This is a genomic window from Nostoc sp. (genome assembly GCF_036919555.1).
Lineage (GTDB): Bacteria > Cyanobacteriota > Cyanobacteriia > Cyanobacteriales > Nostocaceae > Nostoc.
Window position 1 is genome coordinate 57,650 of the sequence record NZ_JBALCS010000091.1, and the last position, 16,657, is coordinate 74,306.

The 16,657-nt window shown below is 46.3% G+C and carries 9 protein-coding genes and 2 pseudogenes; 1 reads left to right on the forward strand and 10 read right to left on the reverse strand.

Going from position 1 to position 16,657, the window contains the following annotated elements:
* Nucleotides 1–35 precede the first annotated feature (35 nt).
* The 10 genes and pseudogenes from V7K36_RS25200 to V7K36_RS25245 form a co-directional block, all read right to left on the reverse strand.
* On the reverse strand, nucleotides 36–293 hold the full coding sequence (locus tag V7K36_RS25200; protein ID WP_335120379.1) for a type II toxin-antitoxin system RelN family antitoxin: 258 nt from the start codon (nucleotides 291–293) through the stop codon (nucleotides 36–38).
* Between the two features lie 1,183 nt (nucleotides 294–1,476).
* Nucleotides 1,477–3,357 (reverse strand): ABC transporter ATP-binding protein, encoded by a 1,881-nt coding sequence (locus V7K36_RS25205; RefSeq protein WP_335120381.1) that lies wholly within the window; start codon nucleotides 3,355–3,357, stop codon nucleotides 1,477–1,479.
* A 358-nt stretch (nucleotides 3,358–3,715) separates the two neighbouring features.
* Nucleotides 3,716–4,354, reverse strand: coding sequence for an ABC transporter substrate-binding protein (locus tag V7K36_RS25210; protein ID WP_335120484.1), 639 nt, complete (start codon nucleotides 4,352–4,354; stop codon nucleotides 3,716–3,718).
* Between the two features lie 155 nt (nucleotides 4,355–4,509).
* Nucleotides 4,510–5,508 (reverse strand): aldo/keto reductase, encoded by a 999-nt coding sequence (locus V7K36_RS25215; protein ID WP_335120384.1) that lies wholly within the window; start codon nucleotides 5,506–5,508, stop codon nucleotides 4,510–4,512.
* A 77-nt stretch (nucleotides 5,509–5,585) separates the two neighbouring features.
* On the reverse strand, nucleotides 5,586–6,260 hold the full coding sequence (locus V7K36_RS25220) for a methyltransferase domain-containing protein (RefSeq protein ID WP_335120386.1): 675 nt from the start codon (nucleotides 6,258–6,260) through the stop codon (nucleotides 5,586–5,588).
* A 6-nt stretch (nucleotides 6,261–6,266) separates the two neighbouring features.
* Nucleotides 6,267–6,971: a dienelactone hydrolase family protein gene (locus V7K36_RS25225; protein WP_335120388.1), complete on the reverse strand. Its 705-nt coding sequence runs from the start codon at nucleotides 6,969–6,971 to the stop codon at nucleotides 6,267–6,269.
* Nucleotides 6,972–7,139: 168 nt separating this feature from the next.
* Nucleotides 7,140–8,582, reverse strand: a complete 1,443-nt coding sequence (locus V7K36_RS25230) for an FAD-dependent oxidoreductase (RefSeq protein ID WP_335120389.1) — start codon at nucleotides 8,580–8,582, stop codon at nucleotides 7,140–7,142.
* An 89-nt stretch (nucleotides 8,583–8,671) separates the two neighbouring features.
* On the reverse strand, nucleotides 8,672–10,210 hold the full coding sequence (locus tag V7K36_RS25235) for an amidohydrolase family protein (RefSeq protein WP_335120391.1): 1,539 nt from the start codon (nucleotides 10,208–10,210) through the stop codon (nucleotides 8,672–8,674).
* Nucleotides 10,211–10,353: 143 nt separating this feature from the next.
* Nucleotides 10,354–11,721, reverse strand: a complete 1,368-nt coding sequence (locus tag V7K36_RS25240; protein ID WP_335120393.1) for an LLM class flavin-dependent oxidoreductase — start codon at nucleotides 11,719–11,721, stop codon at nucleotides 10,354–10,356.
* 111 nt (nucleotides 11,722–11,832) lie between these two features.
* A pseudogene (locus V7K36_RS25245) lies at nucleotides 11,833–13,196 on the reverse strand (LLM class flavin-dependent oxidoreductase).
* A 1,382-nt stretch (nucleotides 13,197–14,578) separates the two neighbouring features.
* Here V7K36_RS25245 and V7K36_RS25250 point away from each other — a divergent pair.
* A pseudogene (locus V7K36_RS25250) lies at nucleotides 14,579–14,944 on the forward strand (hypothetical protein); the annotation flags it as partial.
* Between the last annotated feature and the right edge of the window lie 1,713 nt (nucleotides 14,945–16,657).

The window sequence follows — 16,657 nt, forward strand, 5'->3', positions numbered from 1 at the left end:
CGTAGAAGCGTCATTACGAATTAGTAATTATTTGGTTATTCTACATCCATTCCTTCCCACAGTTGAGATACAGGTAAAATGTTTACTGTTATGGCATCATCCCAACCGTGACGAAAACTTTCGATCGCAGATTCAGATATTTCCTTATCCTCGTGTTGGTTATTTTCTTCGTCAGCGTTTTCTGATAGCAGTACAATAACTCTGACGCGGGTATGCTGGTCTACAGTCAATGGTACATCTAGAGAAAGTTGACCTTGTTTATCAACATTTCCCATAACTTCAATAGCTTTCATCGCTCCTCCAGTGCGTTTTGCATTGACTACTGTTGAACCAAATCAGCAGTAGTGAGAAGAATCTAGTTCATATTATGGCAAAATTAAAACGTGATTGGCACGATGCTTGTGTTGGGAGATGCTCAAAGAGCCAGTTAAACCAATTCGCAATTCGCTTTTTCGCCCATTCGCAATTACGTTTTGTAACGAGGATTTAACCCCGCTTAAGTTGACACGCATGAGCAATGCTGTGTCCTACCGCGTGGTCTATTTACCTGAAAACAGCTGTAATACAGTAATTTGTAGCAAATTAAATTTGGCAATACTCTGCAATACCAATGCGTTAGCTTACAATACCAATACGTTAGCTTACAATGTCAATGCGTTGGCTTACAATGTTAATGCGATTCGTACTGCATCGATATCCCCAAACACATCAATTCATGAATTGCCTCTACATTTCGTATTTGATGCGTAAGTCTTAAACTTACTATCAGGTGGTTACAAAATTTGTGGCGATCGCATCCTCAACAACAAGCGATCGCATACCGTTAAGATGAATAAGATTAGAATAGTTTACTTACCAAATAAACGAGCGATGTCTCCAACGAGCTACGCCTACGCCTTTTTAACTCGACAACTGGTGTTAAAAAGTGCCTGCTAGAGGAGGGGAGCCTAAGAGGATGAATGAACAAGTCGTAAAGTATACCAAAAACCCCGCTTCCCATTTCTCTCCGCTTCGGGGAGAGGCTTTAAAACCCCCATTACCTTGTAGGGAAGGGGGGCTAGGGGGGTTAGGTTTTTGAGGTTTTGATGTTAGCAATAATACTTTTAAAACATCCTTTTAGCGTCAGCTACAGGCAAGAAGAGGTTGATTTATTCTGGGCAATTTGACGGACTTAAGATCAAGGGTAGACACGTAGCAACTTGCGATCGCACTGCCTCAATGCAATGTCTTGACCATCAATGCCACAAGCGAAAACCACGAGCTTTTAGGTGAGGCACTCCGCGCTTGCGGTTCCCCGACTTGAAGGAAGTGCCGAACCCGTAAGGGTACATGTCGCAAGAGAAAGATTTGGGTCTTGGGAACCAGGACTCCTGACAAGAGGAGGGAATGTCAGACCAAAAAAACTACGGAGTAATTGATGGCTATTCCCGATGAATTGGGAGCGATCAACTTCAGCCTTAGGCAAGTCTGAGTAGTTCACGCAATCATTCCTTCTTCGACGTTATCTGTGCCAGTGCGAGCCTCGCGTATGCGTTCCTCGCCGAGATTTTCCGGTAGAAATCCACCTGCTTGCATTTTCCATAACCTGTGGTAAGCGCCGCCGAGTGCCAGCAGTTTGGTGTGAGAACCATCTTCGATAATGCGACCTTTGTCGAACACTAAAATCCGGTCTAGATGGACGATGGTAGATAGCCGATGAGCCACCACAATGACCGTTTTCCCCTTCATTGCTAAGTTGAGGGTATCTTGGATCGCTTTTTCGGTGATTGAATCAAGGCTAGAGGTGGCTTCATCCAAAATCAGGATCGGCGCATCTTTGAGAATTACCCGCGCGATCGCAATGCGCTGTCTTTGCCCTCCAGATAACTTAACACCACGTTCGCCCACCAGAGAATTGTAACTATCCTGACTTTGGATGATGAAATCGTGAGCATTAGCCTTTCGCGCCGCCTCGAACACTTCCTCATCGGTTGCATCCAAGCGTCCGTAACGAATATTTTCTAGCAGCGTGCGATGGAACAGAGACGGATCTTGGGGAATCAAGCTAATCTGAGCGTGTAAGGCATCCTGAGTCATATCTCGAATATCGACCCCATCAATGATAATCTGTCCAGATTGTGGGTCGAACAAACGCAGAATTAGATTGACAAAGCTGGATTTTCCAGAACCAGAGAAGCCCACCAGTCCAACACGCTGTCCCGGTAGGATGGTAACAGAAAGGTTGTTAAAAACTTTCTTCTCATCTGTGTAGTTGAAATTCACGCGGCGAAATTCAATCTTACCTTGGGTAATTGGGTGTGCGATCGCGCGATCGCGATCAATCAACTCGTGGGGTTGAACGATGATGAAGACACCATTAGCAACATTACCGATATGTTCAAAAAATTCGAGAAAGCGTTTACTTAAATTGCGGGCTTCACTGATGATCAACAACGACAGACTGGTTGCCACAACGAAATCAGCAGTAGCTATCTTCCCTTGACTCCAGAGGGAAAGCGAGTAATACAGGGTGCTAATTTTCAGAATGGCTGCCGAGATGAACTGAAACCAGCGAATTCGCTCCGAATACCAATTGGAATTTCTTACCTCTTTGATTTCGCGGCTTAATTGCTCATTCAAATAGCGTCGTTCAAAACCCAAGCGAGCAAACAATCGGCTGCTGGTGAGATTTGTTACCGCATCTACGATGATGCCAGTTGTCTCACTTCTTGCAGCTGCGGCTTTCCGGGAGTAAATTCGGCAGCGAGTTGCCAACCAGAACGAAATAATAATGAAGAAAACTGCCCATATTCCCACGAGTGCAGCCAGTGGAGGATAGGCGCGATACAGTATTGTCGTGGCGACGGTATACACAACGATTACTGGCATAAATTCAGTAATCAGCATTTGCATCGTCTGAGTAACACCCAGAGAAGTTTCGCTAATCCGATGTGCCAATGCCCCGGAAAAACTGCTGCTCATGTAACGATGTGAATGGTGCTGCAAGTAGGCATATAGCGCTCGGACGATGTGCTGTCGGTGAATCGGATGGAGGATGGTTTGCAAGAGTCCAGCTGATCGCCCGAATATTACTTCACCCACACTCAAAGCGGTGAACAGCATTAGGGGTTGCCTCATAGCATCAAAAATGGGTTTGCTGTCGCCCGTAGATTTCGTCACGCCCCGGATGATCTCGCCAATGGCATAGGGCAACATAATGCCACAGGTTGCGTGTATCATCTCCAGGATCACCATTAACACATACCACCACCGGAACTGGTTAACGAAATACAAAATGAACCTGAATGGAGTTGATGGCAGGTTTGGTGCATCAGCAGCACGTTGAAAGGATTTGGATTGTCTGGCCTTTTTCGTCATGAAAGTCGATCCACTAGCATCATTTTGGCTTTTCTGAAAGATAAAAATGGACGACTGTATAAGCCGTCCGATGGTATTAAGGACTTCTGGCAGCACTCTTTAAAAACTTTTGCTGTTTGGTTGTAGCCGACTTACTTACTCGCTTAATTAATAAGCTTTTGGACATTGAATTTGCACATAAGCTAGAAGGAAAACTTTTTTTGTGGCTGGGCAAAATACTATCCAAGATTATGCAAATTAAAAGCTTGATGCGTGTCCTTTAGCAAGACTTATCGCAGTTACCAGGTAGATTAGGACATAAACTAATGAGAAAACAAATTACCAAAATACTTTCAAGTTTGTTCCTTGCTATACATCACTAGATCATAATTTCTGGCGGTGTGATCGCATTATAGATATTAGGCGGTAGTAACGCATCCTGAATATTGATTTCCTTTGGGATTACACCCTCTTTAAAAAATAAATCTGCCACACGCTGTTGTTCTTTGATCAGTGCAGGGCTGAGTCCTCTACGTCCTACAAAAATACGACGAGACATCACCCTTTCTACCACATCTGGCTCGAGCTTTTGTTCAGTGATCATCAATTTGGCAACTTCGCCTCGATTTGCCTCTGCCCACTTGTCGAGCTTATTAAGTTCCTCAATGATAATTTTTAGCAAGCCAAGATTTTCTTCGGCAAACTTCCTGTCAGCAATATAATAAGCACCAGGAGAATCTAGCCCAACAGAATCTTTGAGGACTCGAATTCGACCCATCTTTTGAGCGATCGCATAGTACGGATCTGATGTCATCCAAACTGGAATTTTACCTTCGAGAAAAGCATCCCGCGCCTCGATAGTCGCCAGATTTTTGATTTTAATATCTTTAAGGGTCAAGCCGATTGCCTGCAACGCTCTGATAATAAAGTAGTGTGATGCCGAGCCTTTTTGAAAGTAAACTTCTTGACCCTTGATATCCTCAAACTTCTGAAGTAAAGACTCCGGCGGAACAGCAATAACACTATTTTCCCTGTACTTTGGTTTCTTTGTGTCCCGACTACATAAACCAGGTCTGACCCAGCCACTTGGGCAAAAATTGGGCTTAAATCTTTAAGTTTACAAGCCTCTCCAATTTTTAATTCGTAATTCGTAATTATGAAAATCAGTTGAAACTAACGAAGAGAATCTCCCTTTCGGTATTCGGCGGTTAGGTCGTCTAACTTTTGTTTCAAACTGTCGTCGAGTTTTAGTTCCACTGCCTTCAGGTTGTCAGCAAGTTGTTCTGGGCGGCTAGCGCCAATGATCGGGGCAGTGATAATCGGATTAGATAAAACCCAAGCCACCGCTAGGGTGGTGAGAGAAAATCCGGCGAGTTCCGCTACTGTGCGTAAAGCCTCGACAGTATTGAACTCGCGATCGTGCCAGTAGCGATCTTGATAACGTTCTGCGGCAGCACCTAACGTGAAACGTGTACCGGAGGTGGGGCCTTGATCGAGAATATGTTTGCCAGTAAGCAGACCACCCGCCAAGGGATTGTAGGAAATTACACCCAGTCCTTCTTCTTTCGCTAGGGGCAATAGTTCTCGCTCAATTTCGCGGAATAATAGGTTGTAGCGGGGCTGAATTGAAATGAACCTAGTTAAATTGCGCGTCTCGGCGCGACCCAAGGCACGGGCGAGTCGGTAGGCCAAGAAGTTGGAAACCCCGATGTAGCGTACCTTGCCAGCACGAACTACCGCATCCAGCGCTTCCAGAGTCTCATCGAGGGGGGTGGAAGCATCGTCGGAATGCAATTGGTATAGGTCGATATAATCGGTTCCCAGCCGCCGCAGGGAAGCATCGATCGCATCCAGAATGTGTTTGCGCGAAGCCCCCTGATCCCAAGGTGCAGGGCCAACCCGGCCGACACACTTGGTAGCCAAGATAAAATGTTCGCGTTTGCTTTTCAGCCAGCGCCCAACGATTTCCTCGGTACGTCCAGCAGTGGCAAGCCCGCCACCGAGGGGATAAACGTCGGCTGTATCCAAAAAGTTGATTCCGCCATCGGCTGCGGTGTCGAGGATGTGCCTGGAAGTTTCTTCATCGGTCTGCAATCCAAAGGTCATGGTACCGAGACAGAGGCGCGAAACGGTCAATCCAGTTTTACCGAGATTAGTAGTTGGTAAGGTCATGGAGGTTTTCGTCGTTGTTGATTGAAAAAAGCAGAATTTAGAAACTGGGTTTTTTCGGTAAAGATTGCGATTGAAGATTAGTCAGGCTGTATTGCCTTACCCCACCAAACTCTTTTAAACGGCTTGCCTGTTTGCTCATGCAATATTTCGTAATGTTTTAGCTCTACATCTTTCCAGTCAGATAAAAGGTCTAGCAAATATTCTTTAGAGAAAAAATGCATAGTTTGTCCATCATGTTCTAGAAAGTAATTTGGCTCGATTTCGCGTATAGGTGGGTGGCGTTCTGCCCGAACTAAAGCGTCTTCTGTAGAATTAACGTGGAAAGCAAATAATCCGTTGGGGCGTACTATTCGTCGAATTTCTTTAAACAACTCGCGTGTAATCTGATCTGAAAACATATGGATGGCAACATTGGACATGACCGCATCCAATGTTGCACTATCAAAAGGCAAAGGTTTTGCCATATCCGCAACTACAAACTGCGTGCTTAGTCCTAGCTTTTTTGCTTTCTCGCGTCCTTGTCGCACTGCTTCATCTGAAAAATCCACACCAATTACTGTGAAACCTTGCCGTACAAGACGTAACACGTCGTTCCCTGTCCCACACCCAAGGTCAAGCACGGTTTTAACATTGGCGGACTTGAGGAACGGAAGGTGAACTTTTGTCCATTGGGTTCCCCAATCTAGATCGGTGCCAGCATCCTTCCATTTGGCGAAGACTTGATTCCAGTGATCAGATGGTGCATAAGACATAATCCATTAGACAACTACAGAAGTTTCACGACGACTCTGTGAAACCAGCCACTGTTGCAACTTCGGATCGCCGTATACTGCATCTGCAATAAAATGATCACCTTCTGGCAACACTGTTAAATCGACTTTCCCCCCGACTTTGCGTAAACGCTCAACAAAATTCTCTGTATCCTCAATCGGCAGATTTTTGTCCTGTCCACCTTGGAATATCTGAACGGGAATGTCTTTGAGTGCAGCTAGTTGGCTTTCTCCTAATGTCTTGGGTACACGTCCAGACACAGGTACCAGACCTGCGAAGCGATCGGGATGCAAAGCAGCGATATGCCAGATCCCCGCCGAGCCTAAGCTGAAACCGGCTAATATCACCCGCGCTGGATCGACGGGCTGGGAAGCGATCAGTTCATCAAGCAAAGCAAGTACATCATCTGCTCGATCTGCCCAAGTCTGTTCAGCCAGAATCTGGGGTGCGGCGAAGACATAAGGTAATGAGTCGGATAAATCCACGAAACGAGGTAGACCCCATTTCAGTAGCACGTTTAAATCTGTTCCGCGATCGCGTCCTCCGTGCAAAAAAAGCACTAAGGGTGCAGGTTGCTTGGCATTGTCAGAAACAGGCGAGAAAAGATAAGGCAAGGAACCATTATTGGTGTCGTGAGAGCGTTGTTGGATAGGCATAGTCTTGACTCCTAATTTATATTGGGCATTGGGCATTGGGCATTGGGCATTGCAAGAGGCAGAGGGGCAGGGCGCAGGGGGCAAGGGGGAGAATTCAAATTATCTCTTTCCCCTCTTCTCCCTGCTCCCTGCTCCCTGGCCTTTTCTTTCTCATCTCCCCTATCCCCGCTCCCGTCTCCTCAATCGCGGGTGGACTAGGCAGAATCAGCTAACCGCAGCCTTGATCGGCTGTTTCCACACTGCGGCGGTGTACAGTGAAGCATCGAAGTCCGGGGCGATATTGTCGCCTGTGATGCGTGCCTCGTGTAGCGCCCAGTCGGCGAAGAACAAGTCGTGGCTGATGCGTGCCACCACCGCCGGCACGTCGCGCCGGATGCTGGGTACGTCGCCGATTGGTAAGCCGAAACTCACAAAGCCTGCCGGGTTGAAGACGTGGATATCCTTCAGGTAGGGTGCGCTACCGGGTACTTTTTCCTGGTATTCGTGGGCGCTGCCAAGGTAGGGGTGCGTGCCCAGTTCGTCGTCACGCTGGTCGGTTGGTGGCTTGTAGCGATCGCGCCAAAGTGCAATCTGATCTGCGAAGTTGGCTAGTTCAGGCCGCTTTGTCGGATCAACGAAATAGCCTGTACCTGCGATCGCAAAATCGAACTCGAAAACATCATCGTTCACCTGGGCGACGATGCGCCCGCCCTGCTCGTGCGCTGATCTCCACGTCCCTGACAAGTGCAGGTGGAAGTTCGGGAACGCGATCGCCCGTTCAATCGCGTCGGCTGGGGGCGTAGAACCAACTTGACGAAAGCGCCAAGCCTGGAACCAGCGAGCTGCATCGGGCAGTTCTGGATAGTTGTAGTATGCGCCGGGATACCCGCGCACGCGATTTACTGGTAGCGATGCGATCGTCGGCCGCCGCGCAAACAAATGCACCGCCTTTGCGCCCGATTCGAGTGCCACCCCTGCGGCATCGAAAGCCGAGGCCGCAGCGCCCAGCACCGCCACGTTCTTGCCGCGTAGCTCCCTGAAGTCGATGGCATCGGCGGTGTGTGCATACAGGGTACGTGGCAGAACAGCTAGCACCGATGGCACGTAGGGGCCACCAGTGCCAGCCACACCGTTAGCAAAGATAATCTTGCGCGTGGTTTCCACTTGTGGGACACCATTCACCTCAAGGTGCAGACGAAAGAAACCTTCTACTGGCTCGATCCGCACCAGCCGCGTCCGGTACCGAACCGGGATACCCAAAAACTGCCGATACCAACTGAGGTACTCGGCCCACACCAAGCGGGGGATGCGGTCGATCGCTGCGTAAGCCTCAGCACCGTGCCGCGCCTCGTACCAAGCCTGGAACGACAGCGCCGGGATGTCCAGTTCAGGGCCGGGCAAGTTCTTCGGTGTGCGTAGCTTATTCATCCGCGCTCGATTGAGCCACACGCCAGCATGGGACTCGTCGTCGGCCGCGTCGATCACTGTTACGCCGCCGATGCCAGCGCGTCTCAGTGCAAATGCAAAGGTGCTGCCGCTACCACTGCCACCCACAATTGTCACGTTGTGATCCACGCCTGGGCGGTCGGGTATCCAGTTATCAGGATCGGGGCCGATTAGGCGTAGCGCCTCACGAGCCTCAATATCAGGTTCAGTCGTTATCGTCATATGATCTCCCAGGCTGAAACGCTTTAAAAATGAGGGGGATGACGAGGAATAATTTTTATGTTTCTCCCTCATCTCCCTCATCTCGTCTTTTATACCACTACTAAGTTCTTATCTACTTGCTTAAATTCGGTGTTACCTACTTTGGATTCGATCGCTGTACCCTTGAAGAATTCGGGGTTAGCTTGGGTGTAAAACTTGTAGGGATTAGCGAATACATAGGATCTGAAGTCGGCTTCGGAAATAACGCCTTCTTGCACCAAATCCCAGCTTTCAGCTAAGGGGGAGGTGAGGTCTGGCACATCCCAGTGACCAACATCAGAGGAATAGATCGCGTTGATCTTGACTCCCAAGGGATTGGCTTTGTCGTTGAATGCCGCAGCGATCGTGCGATCGTCGGACTCGGAACCAAAGAAAAAACTGTTCACCCAGCGATCGCGGATGTCTTCAATTGTTTCAATGCCTGCTGCTGCAAAATCGTCCAATTCGCTACCAATTGGCGCACGGCTATGACGGCTGAATGAAGCTCCCAGTACACTCTTGGTCAATTCGTCCTTGTCGAGGGAATGCCCTTGAGTAATTTCCGCACCGTAGCGCTCAAATATCTCAAATAGCTCATCGGCATTTGTCAGCGCGGGATTGTAGTTTTCCAGTGCCTTTAGATTGCGCTTGGAGAAGCGATCTACTAAATGAATGTAGACGTGGGCACCCCAATCTGCGCCACCTTCCAGCATCGCTACACGCAACTGCGGAAAACGCTTGGTAACACCGCCGAAGAATAGTGCCTTGGCAAATGCTTGCGAACCATCGCCGAAGTGGCCGATATGGTTGTTCATGTAGTTACTGATGGACGAGCGTCCAGTCCAACCCTGACTGCCGTAATGGGTGGTGACGGGTACGCCTAGTTCCACGACTTTCGCCCAGAAGGGATCGTAATCGTATTCACTATCTAGTCCGTAAAAGTCGATATAAGAAGCATACTTGGCGATTTCGGGGAATTGATCGGCTGGATATTTATCAGCGATCGCTTTAATCGGTCGCTTCACACCTCCAGTGATATTAATAACCTTTAAACCAAGTGTTTTTACGGCAAACTCTAGCTCCTCAATGCCTTCTTGGGGAGTAGTTAAGGGGATGCCAGCTACCGGTGTCAGGCGATCGCTATATTTCCGGTAGATATCAGCATGATAGTGATTGACCGCCCGTTGCAGTGCTTGACGGTTCTCTGCACTTGCTCCAGCCGGTGCCAAGACATTGTTGGGAAACAGCACCGAATAGTCTGACCCCTGCTCCGCCTGACGCTCATAGAGGAGTCCGGGGAGGGTATAAGTGGCGAGATCCAGTGTGTTTTTAGTCACTCTAGCCCACCAAGGCGATCGGATTGTGCGGTTGTATTGACGTTCTTCTGGAGTTTGTTGATACCAGTCTTTACCGTTGCTCTTGGAGTTAAGACGGGAGGCTTCGGTCTTGCGTAACTCGTCTACAAGTTTCACACCGCCGTACTTGGCGATGTAATCCTCAAAAGCTGGGGTGAAATCATTGGTGTGAACGTCGGTGTCGATTACCGGATAACCAAGGGTTGCTCTGATTGCGGCGGAGCGTGAAGTCTTTAAGCGGCTATATTCAGTCATGTTTTTTTCCTTAAAAAAATTACAGGGTTTTTTGTAGAGACGCGATAAATCGCGTCTCTCTAAGATTTTCAAGTTCCGTAGGGCGGCGATCTACAGAAGGTGCAATTTAAAAGGTATGGCTTAAACATCTGTGAAAAATTTATTTACACTACTACTAAGTTCTTGTTCACTTGTTTGGCGGCCAAACCATTGCCCGGACGACGTAATCCGAGGTTTTCACGCAAAGTACTACCCTCGTATTCAGTACGGAACAGTCCACGTTTTTGCAAGACGGGGATGACTAGGTTAACGAAGTCGTCCAACCCTGTGGGCAGAATTGGCGGCATGATATTAAAGCCGTCTGCTGCACCATTGTTAAACCATTCTTCTAACTGGTCAGCGATCGATTCCGGCGTACCGATAATGGTGCGATGACCTCGCGCGGTAGCGACAGAGAGATACAACTGGCGCAGCGTTAGGTTGCCACGATTTACGAGATCCGTCAGCAACTTAAGGCGGCTCTTACCACCGTTGGTATCACTAGGCAACGGTGGTGCAAGATCGTCGAGTGAATAGCCAGATAAATGGATGCCCTTATAACGTGTTTTGAGTAAGCCCCATGCTACCGATGGGTGAATTAGCGATTGTAGGAATTCGTATTTTTCTTGGGCTTCTTCTTCAGTGCGCCCAATCACCGGAAATACACCCGGCATGATTTTCAAATCGTCCAGTTGGCGACCATATTTAGCCAATCGGCCTTTCACATCGGCATAAAATTCTTGCCCGTCTTCTAGCGTTTGGTTGGCAGTAAAAATAACTTCAGCAGTCTGTGCCGCCAATTCACGACCGACTTCCGAAGCACCAGCCTGCACAATCACCGGATAACCTTGAGGCGGACGACCAATGTTCAAAGGGCCTTTAACAGAAAAATGTTTGCCTTTGTAGTTGAGTGTATGCAGTTTATCCGGGTCGAAATAGACACCAAATTCTTTGTCACGGATGAAAGCATTATCTTCCCAGCTATCCCACAAGCCTTTCACCACTTCCACAAACTCTTCGGCGCGTTCATAACGCTGGCTATGTTCTAGGTGCTGGTCACGGCCGAAATTAAGAGCGGCATTCTCATTACCTGTGGTAACTACATTCCACGCCGCCCGACCATTACTCAGGTAGTCTAGGGAGGCAAACTTCCGAGCAAGGGTATAAGGTTCTTCATAAGTGGTCGAAGCGGTAGCAACAAAGCCAATATGTTTGGTTAGTGGTGCTAGTGCGGAAAATAGCGTTACTGGCTCGAATTTCGCTAATTTGCCGTTGCGCTTCAGTACCTCCGGTTCACTGTTATCTTGTAGGCTGGGGCTATCGGCAAGGAAAACCGCATCGAACAAGCCACGTTCGGCAGTCTGAGTAATTTCCTTGTAATGCTCGAAGTTTAGCCCAGCATCTGCTTGTGAATCGGGGTGTCGCCAAGCTGATATGTGATGACCTGTGGCTTGAATGAATGCACCTAAACGAAACTTGCGTGTTGTACTCATAAGCTTTTTTCTATAGTGCCTTAGCGGAAATTACGATCGCGATCGCTGATTTGTGTATAACTGATGAATTTTTATGTCTCCTTAAGCACGGTGCAGATATTACAAACTCATTTACGCCAACACCAATCTCTCATCTACTTGTTTAGCGGCAAAACGATTGCCCGGACGACGCAATCCCAGGTTTTCACGCAAGGTACTGCCTTCGTATTCGGTACGGAACAATCCACGTTTCTGGAGGACGGGAACGACTAGGTTAACGAAGTCATCTAATCCTGTGGCAGGATTGGCGGCATGATATTAAAGCCATCTGCCGCACCGTTGTTGAACCATTCTTCTAGCTGGTCAGCAATGGTTTCGGGAGTACCAAGTATGGTGCGATGACCTCGTGCGGTGGCAAGGGAGAGATACAACTGGCGCAATGTGAGAGTCCCACGAGTCGCCAAATCTCTGACTAGTTTGAGACGACTTTTGTTAGTGTTGGTGTCGCTGGGCAGTTCGGGAGCCAGATCATCTAAAGAATATTTCGACAGATCCACACCTTTGTAATAGTTCTTTAAAATCCCCCAGGCGACATCGGGATGAATCAGTGATTGCAGGAATTCATACTTTTCTTGAGCTTCTGATTCGGTACGGCCAATGATTGGGAAAGCACCAGGCATAATTTTTAGATCATCTGGCGATCGCCCATATTGTGCTAGTCTACCTTTTACGTCAGCATAAAATTCCTGGGCATCAGTTAGGGTTTGATTGGCGGTAAAAATCACCTCGGCAGTGCGTGCTGCCAAGTCCCGTCCCGATTCTGAGGCTCCAGCCTGAACAATCACTGGGTAGCCTTGGGGTGGACGACCGACGTTCAAAGGACCTTTTACAGAAAAATATTTGCCCTTGTGGTTGAGTGTATGTAGTTTATCTGGGTCGAAATAGATCCCAGATTCTTTGTCACGGATAAAAGCATCGTCTTCCCAGCTATCCCACAACCCTTTCACCACTTCCACAAACTCTTCGGCGCGTTCATAACGCTGGCTGTGTTCTGGGTGATGCTCAAGTCCGAAATTACGTGCAGCATTCTCATTGCCTGTGGTGACTACATTCCACCCCGCCCGTCCCTTACTCAAGTAGTCCAGGGAGGCAAACTTTCGCGCCAGGATGTAGGGTTCTTCATAGGTGGTCGAGGCGGTGGAAATGAAGCCGATATTTTGGGTAACAGAGGACAAGGCCGAGAAGAGAGTGACCGGCTCAAAATGGGCGATTTTACCGTTGCGATACTGAGCTTCTGGAACGCCACCCCAGACTCCTGGGCTATCTGCTAGAAAAACTGCATCGAACAAGCCGCGTTGGGCAGTCTGGGTAATTACCTTATAATGCTCGAAATTCAATCCAGCATCTGCTTGGGCATCGGGGTGTCGCCAAGCAGAAACATGATGCCCAGTGGCTTGAATGAATGCACCTAAACGAAACTTGCGTGTTTTACTCATCTGCTTTTTTCTTTTCTATAGTCCGTTAGCGGTAGCTCTACGATCGCTAATTGCTAATTTACGTATAGCTACGTCAGTTATGATTCGACTGCTACTGCGATCGCTTGGCTAATTCCTAACTGCTCAAATCCACATAGGTACGTGGCAAGCGACTTATGAGCAGACAACAACAGTCTTGCTTTCAACCACTGACATCTAGCCCAAAAATACAAGAGTTGGCAGAGCGATAAAATCCTTGTTCCATAAAGCTTTGAGATACTTGTGTCTAGCTCTCAGATATTCACCTCTTGCTAGATACTGAATGTAATAATCGAATACTTTACCAGCAACTAAACTTGCACTTCCCTTGCCTACTAATTGCTCTACAAGGAATGAATGAACCGAACTGTAAATAAGGCTAATACCACGGCAGAACAGGGATGCTACTGCTTGGCGCTCGAATTACCATAAATTTATCTAGTAATCTGACTCCGCAGATAGAGTTTACACAATCAATATAAAAAAATATGTGTTGGAAATCACAATATCATGAGATACTAATTATTAGTTTATCGAATATTAAGTATTGCTAACTAACTTCTGCTCAAAGGCTTAGGTTTCGAGGTGCTTTGATTGAGTGCGATCGCACTTTTGGTTTTTGCCATATAGCAGTTCTCGTTTGCATTAAGTACATTTTTCAACCTCACCCTCTCCTTAATACATCCCTCTGTAATTATTCACTCCCCCCTGCAAAATGGTCAAAACTCTTGACTTATCGTTGAGAAGTAGGGGGGAGTGTGAAAGGTTACATCCCTCTCCTTAATAAGGAGAGGGACAGGTATTTGCAGAAGCAAAACCAGGGTGAGGTTTCTTTGGGCTATTCGATAAACCGTAAATTGCGTTAACAAGGGGTTGTTCCAAAATACTATTTAAAACTTCTTAAGTAAGTTGGTGGGAATAAACCAAACTATTGTTTTGAAACGTAAACAGGCTTAAAACCCTTACCAATGAATAATGACAAAGGACAAATGACAGTCCTCACCAGTTAGCTATTAATTGCACCCACCTACTTAATATTTCTCAACTAAGTTTAATAGGACTAGGACTTACGCAAAATTGTCTCAAAAACTTAATTTGTCGTAGCGGTAATTCATGAATTACCGCTACTTCAGAACTTTTTGCCTAAGTCCTGAGGACTTAGGCAAAACTACACGCGCTTAGGGGCAATATATGAATTCCCTCTAAGAAGAAAATCAGGATTTCGGCTATTGTTTGCGTAAGTCCTGAAATCTTGGAATTGAGTTAAGAATTAAGACCGATCGCTTTGTAAAGGTTAGTTGATATTTCTTGTTAAACTGCTGGTGAAGTTAGACACTAAGAAATACAACATACGCAATTATTTTATGACTACTATTTCTAACCTTGAATTCAAACGACCAATTTGGCGAACCGCGATCATATTGACTTTGGGCTTTTGGCTCAGTGCTAGTCTATTTTTAGACTGAATAATTATGCTTAGCCTTTATCTTTCTGGGATGATAAGCCAAGCTGGTTTTACGACAGCAGGCTATACGATTTTTTGGAACTTCAATTGGATGGAATTATTATCTACTGCTGTAGTATTGACTGGGGCGCTAGCCTTGGGCAAAACCCAATATCACTGGCGTATTGGCAGTATTGTTTTATCCGTGTTGCTGCTAACTATAGCTATGCTTGACACCTATTTATTAACTCCGCAGATGTGCACTATAGGAGTTCAACTCAACCTATAGGACTCATATCTGATTTTTGAACAAGATTTCGGATAAAACCCTGATCAAACGGGATTTTCAGTCTCAGTATGTTTTCAGAAATCAAATCGGATTCCTATATTTGAAGTTGCTACTGCGATTCCATCGACAATGAATTTACTACACGGCGGTTATTGGCTACTGGAAATAGTTAAGCTGGTGGCTGGTGGCACACTTTTAAGCTGGTGCTGGCGGGAGCAAGTTTAAGTAGATGGAGAACTAGAACGGTGAAAATGTCCACTTCTAAATTTCACGCCCAAGACGCAAAGAAATTCTTTGCGTCTTTTTGCTACATATACCTTGTGGGTTAATGAATGCGATGTCTACGAAGGGCTACGCCTACAATTTTCTGACTTTTCACATCATGTGGAAAAGCGCACGAAAAACCTAACCCCCTCACCTCCTTCCCAACGCTCTAAGGGGGAAAATTCAAAGTCTCTGACGCCACGTGCAACAAGAGTGGCTCGCCGCCCAACGCAGTGGCTCCTCCTTTTAGGCTACGGTGTACACACAAGTCCTAAAAACCTAGCTTGATGAGGCTTGACTCGTTCCCAGGTGGAGCCTGGGAATGCATTCATTGAGGCTCCGACTCAATTTTGACTGGAGGCAGCAGCCCCTAATCAGACATTCCCATGCAGAGCATGGGAACGAGAAATGGTCAATCGAGCTTCTTTCGACTTGTGTGTACACCGTAGCCTTTTAGGAGAGAGATTTAAAGAGAGGTTTTCCAGATACCGTGAAAAGTCAGGTACAATTTTGTATTTATATTTGTGATTTTTAAAACTTGAGATTTTTCAGGCAAATTGCTATCATAAAATGATTCACTCATTTATAAGTGTAATTAAATAAGCATCCAAAATTATCTTTTACTGTACATTTTCAGCATTTCCGGGCATCCTAAAAAATAAATATTTATGACAATTGTCTGGAAGATGCTATTAATTAGTTTTCATATTTGCTTTACTTATTTATCATGAAGTTTATATATTTCTGCTAACTTTTTTTGAAAATTATAGTAACCTGAATTTTAGTAAGTACTTTGCTTGTTATCTACCATCTAGCTGAAAATAGCTATTTTGCAGGTATATACTACCAATCAAGAATTTATAGCGAAATTCTTGAATTTGTCGCTCCAAACTGTACATGGTAACTATTTAGCCCTATACAACATTAGAACCCGTTTCTAGTACTTATGAAGAGATTCCATTCTGCTGATCTGGTCGCCTGTGCATCTCACCACATACCATCATGGCGGCAATTATCAGCTAACTCATCTTTGGTAGGAGGTTTACCATTCTTGTTGTGCAAGTGATAATGCTGCCCAATCCCAACACTAAGAGTTGCTCTATAATCACAAACTTAAGTAAGACATTGAACTTTTGGGATGCTTAGTTTTTAATAATACTTTTTCTTTTGATGAAGTTTCCCTCAAGAATAAACTTCTTGGAAAAGTACCCGACGACTTTCGTCACGGCTACAAAAACATAGTTTGTCAGCGCGGACTTAATGCCTAAAAGCCATGATATATAGCCATTTTCGTCTACGTTACAGTAGATTTTGGTCACTCCAGACTTTAATATTAGGGGTACAAAAACTTTTGCAAGAGAAGTAAAGTATTTGTAATTCTAGGCTGCAAAATACGGATAAGAATGATGCTTTTGTGACTGCTGGGCGAGAGCCAATGGTCTGTGC

Excerpts from the sequence above, each read along its gene's own strand:
- V7K36_RS25200 (WP_335120379.1), bottom strand. The coding sequence starts at position 293 with ATGAAAGCTATTGAAGTTATGGGAAATGTTGATAAACAAGGTCAACTT.
- V7K36_RS25205 (WP_335120381.1), bottom strand. The coding sequence starts at position 3,357 with ATGACGAAAAAGGCCAGACAATCCAAATCCTTTCAACGTGCTGCTGAT.
- V7K36_RS25215 (WP_335120384.1), bottom strand. The coding sequence starts at position 5,508 with ATGACCTTACCAACTACTAATCTCGGTAAAACTGGATTGACCGTTTCG.
- V7K36_RS25220 (WP_335120386.1), bottom strand. The coding sequence starts at position 6,260 with ATGTCTTATGCACCATCTGATCACTGGAATCAAGTCTTCGCCAAATGG.
- V7K36_RS25225 (WP_335120388.1), bottom strand. The coding sequence starts at position 6,971 with ATGCCCAATGCCCAATATAAATTAGGAGTCAAGACTATGCCTATCCAA.
- V7K36_RS25230 (WP_335120389.1), bottom strand. The coding sequence starts at position 8,582 with ATGACGATAACGACTGAACCTGATATTGAGGCTCGTGAGGCGCTACGC.
- V7K36_RS25235 (WP_335120391.1), bottom strand. The coding sequence starts at position 10,210 with ATGACTGAATATAGCCGCTTAAAGACTTCACGCTCCGCCGCAATCAGA.
- V7K36_RS25240 (WP_335120393.1), bottom strand. The coding sequence starts at position 11,721 with ATGAGTACAACACGCAAGTTTCGTTTAGGTGCATTCATTCAAGCCACA.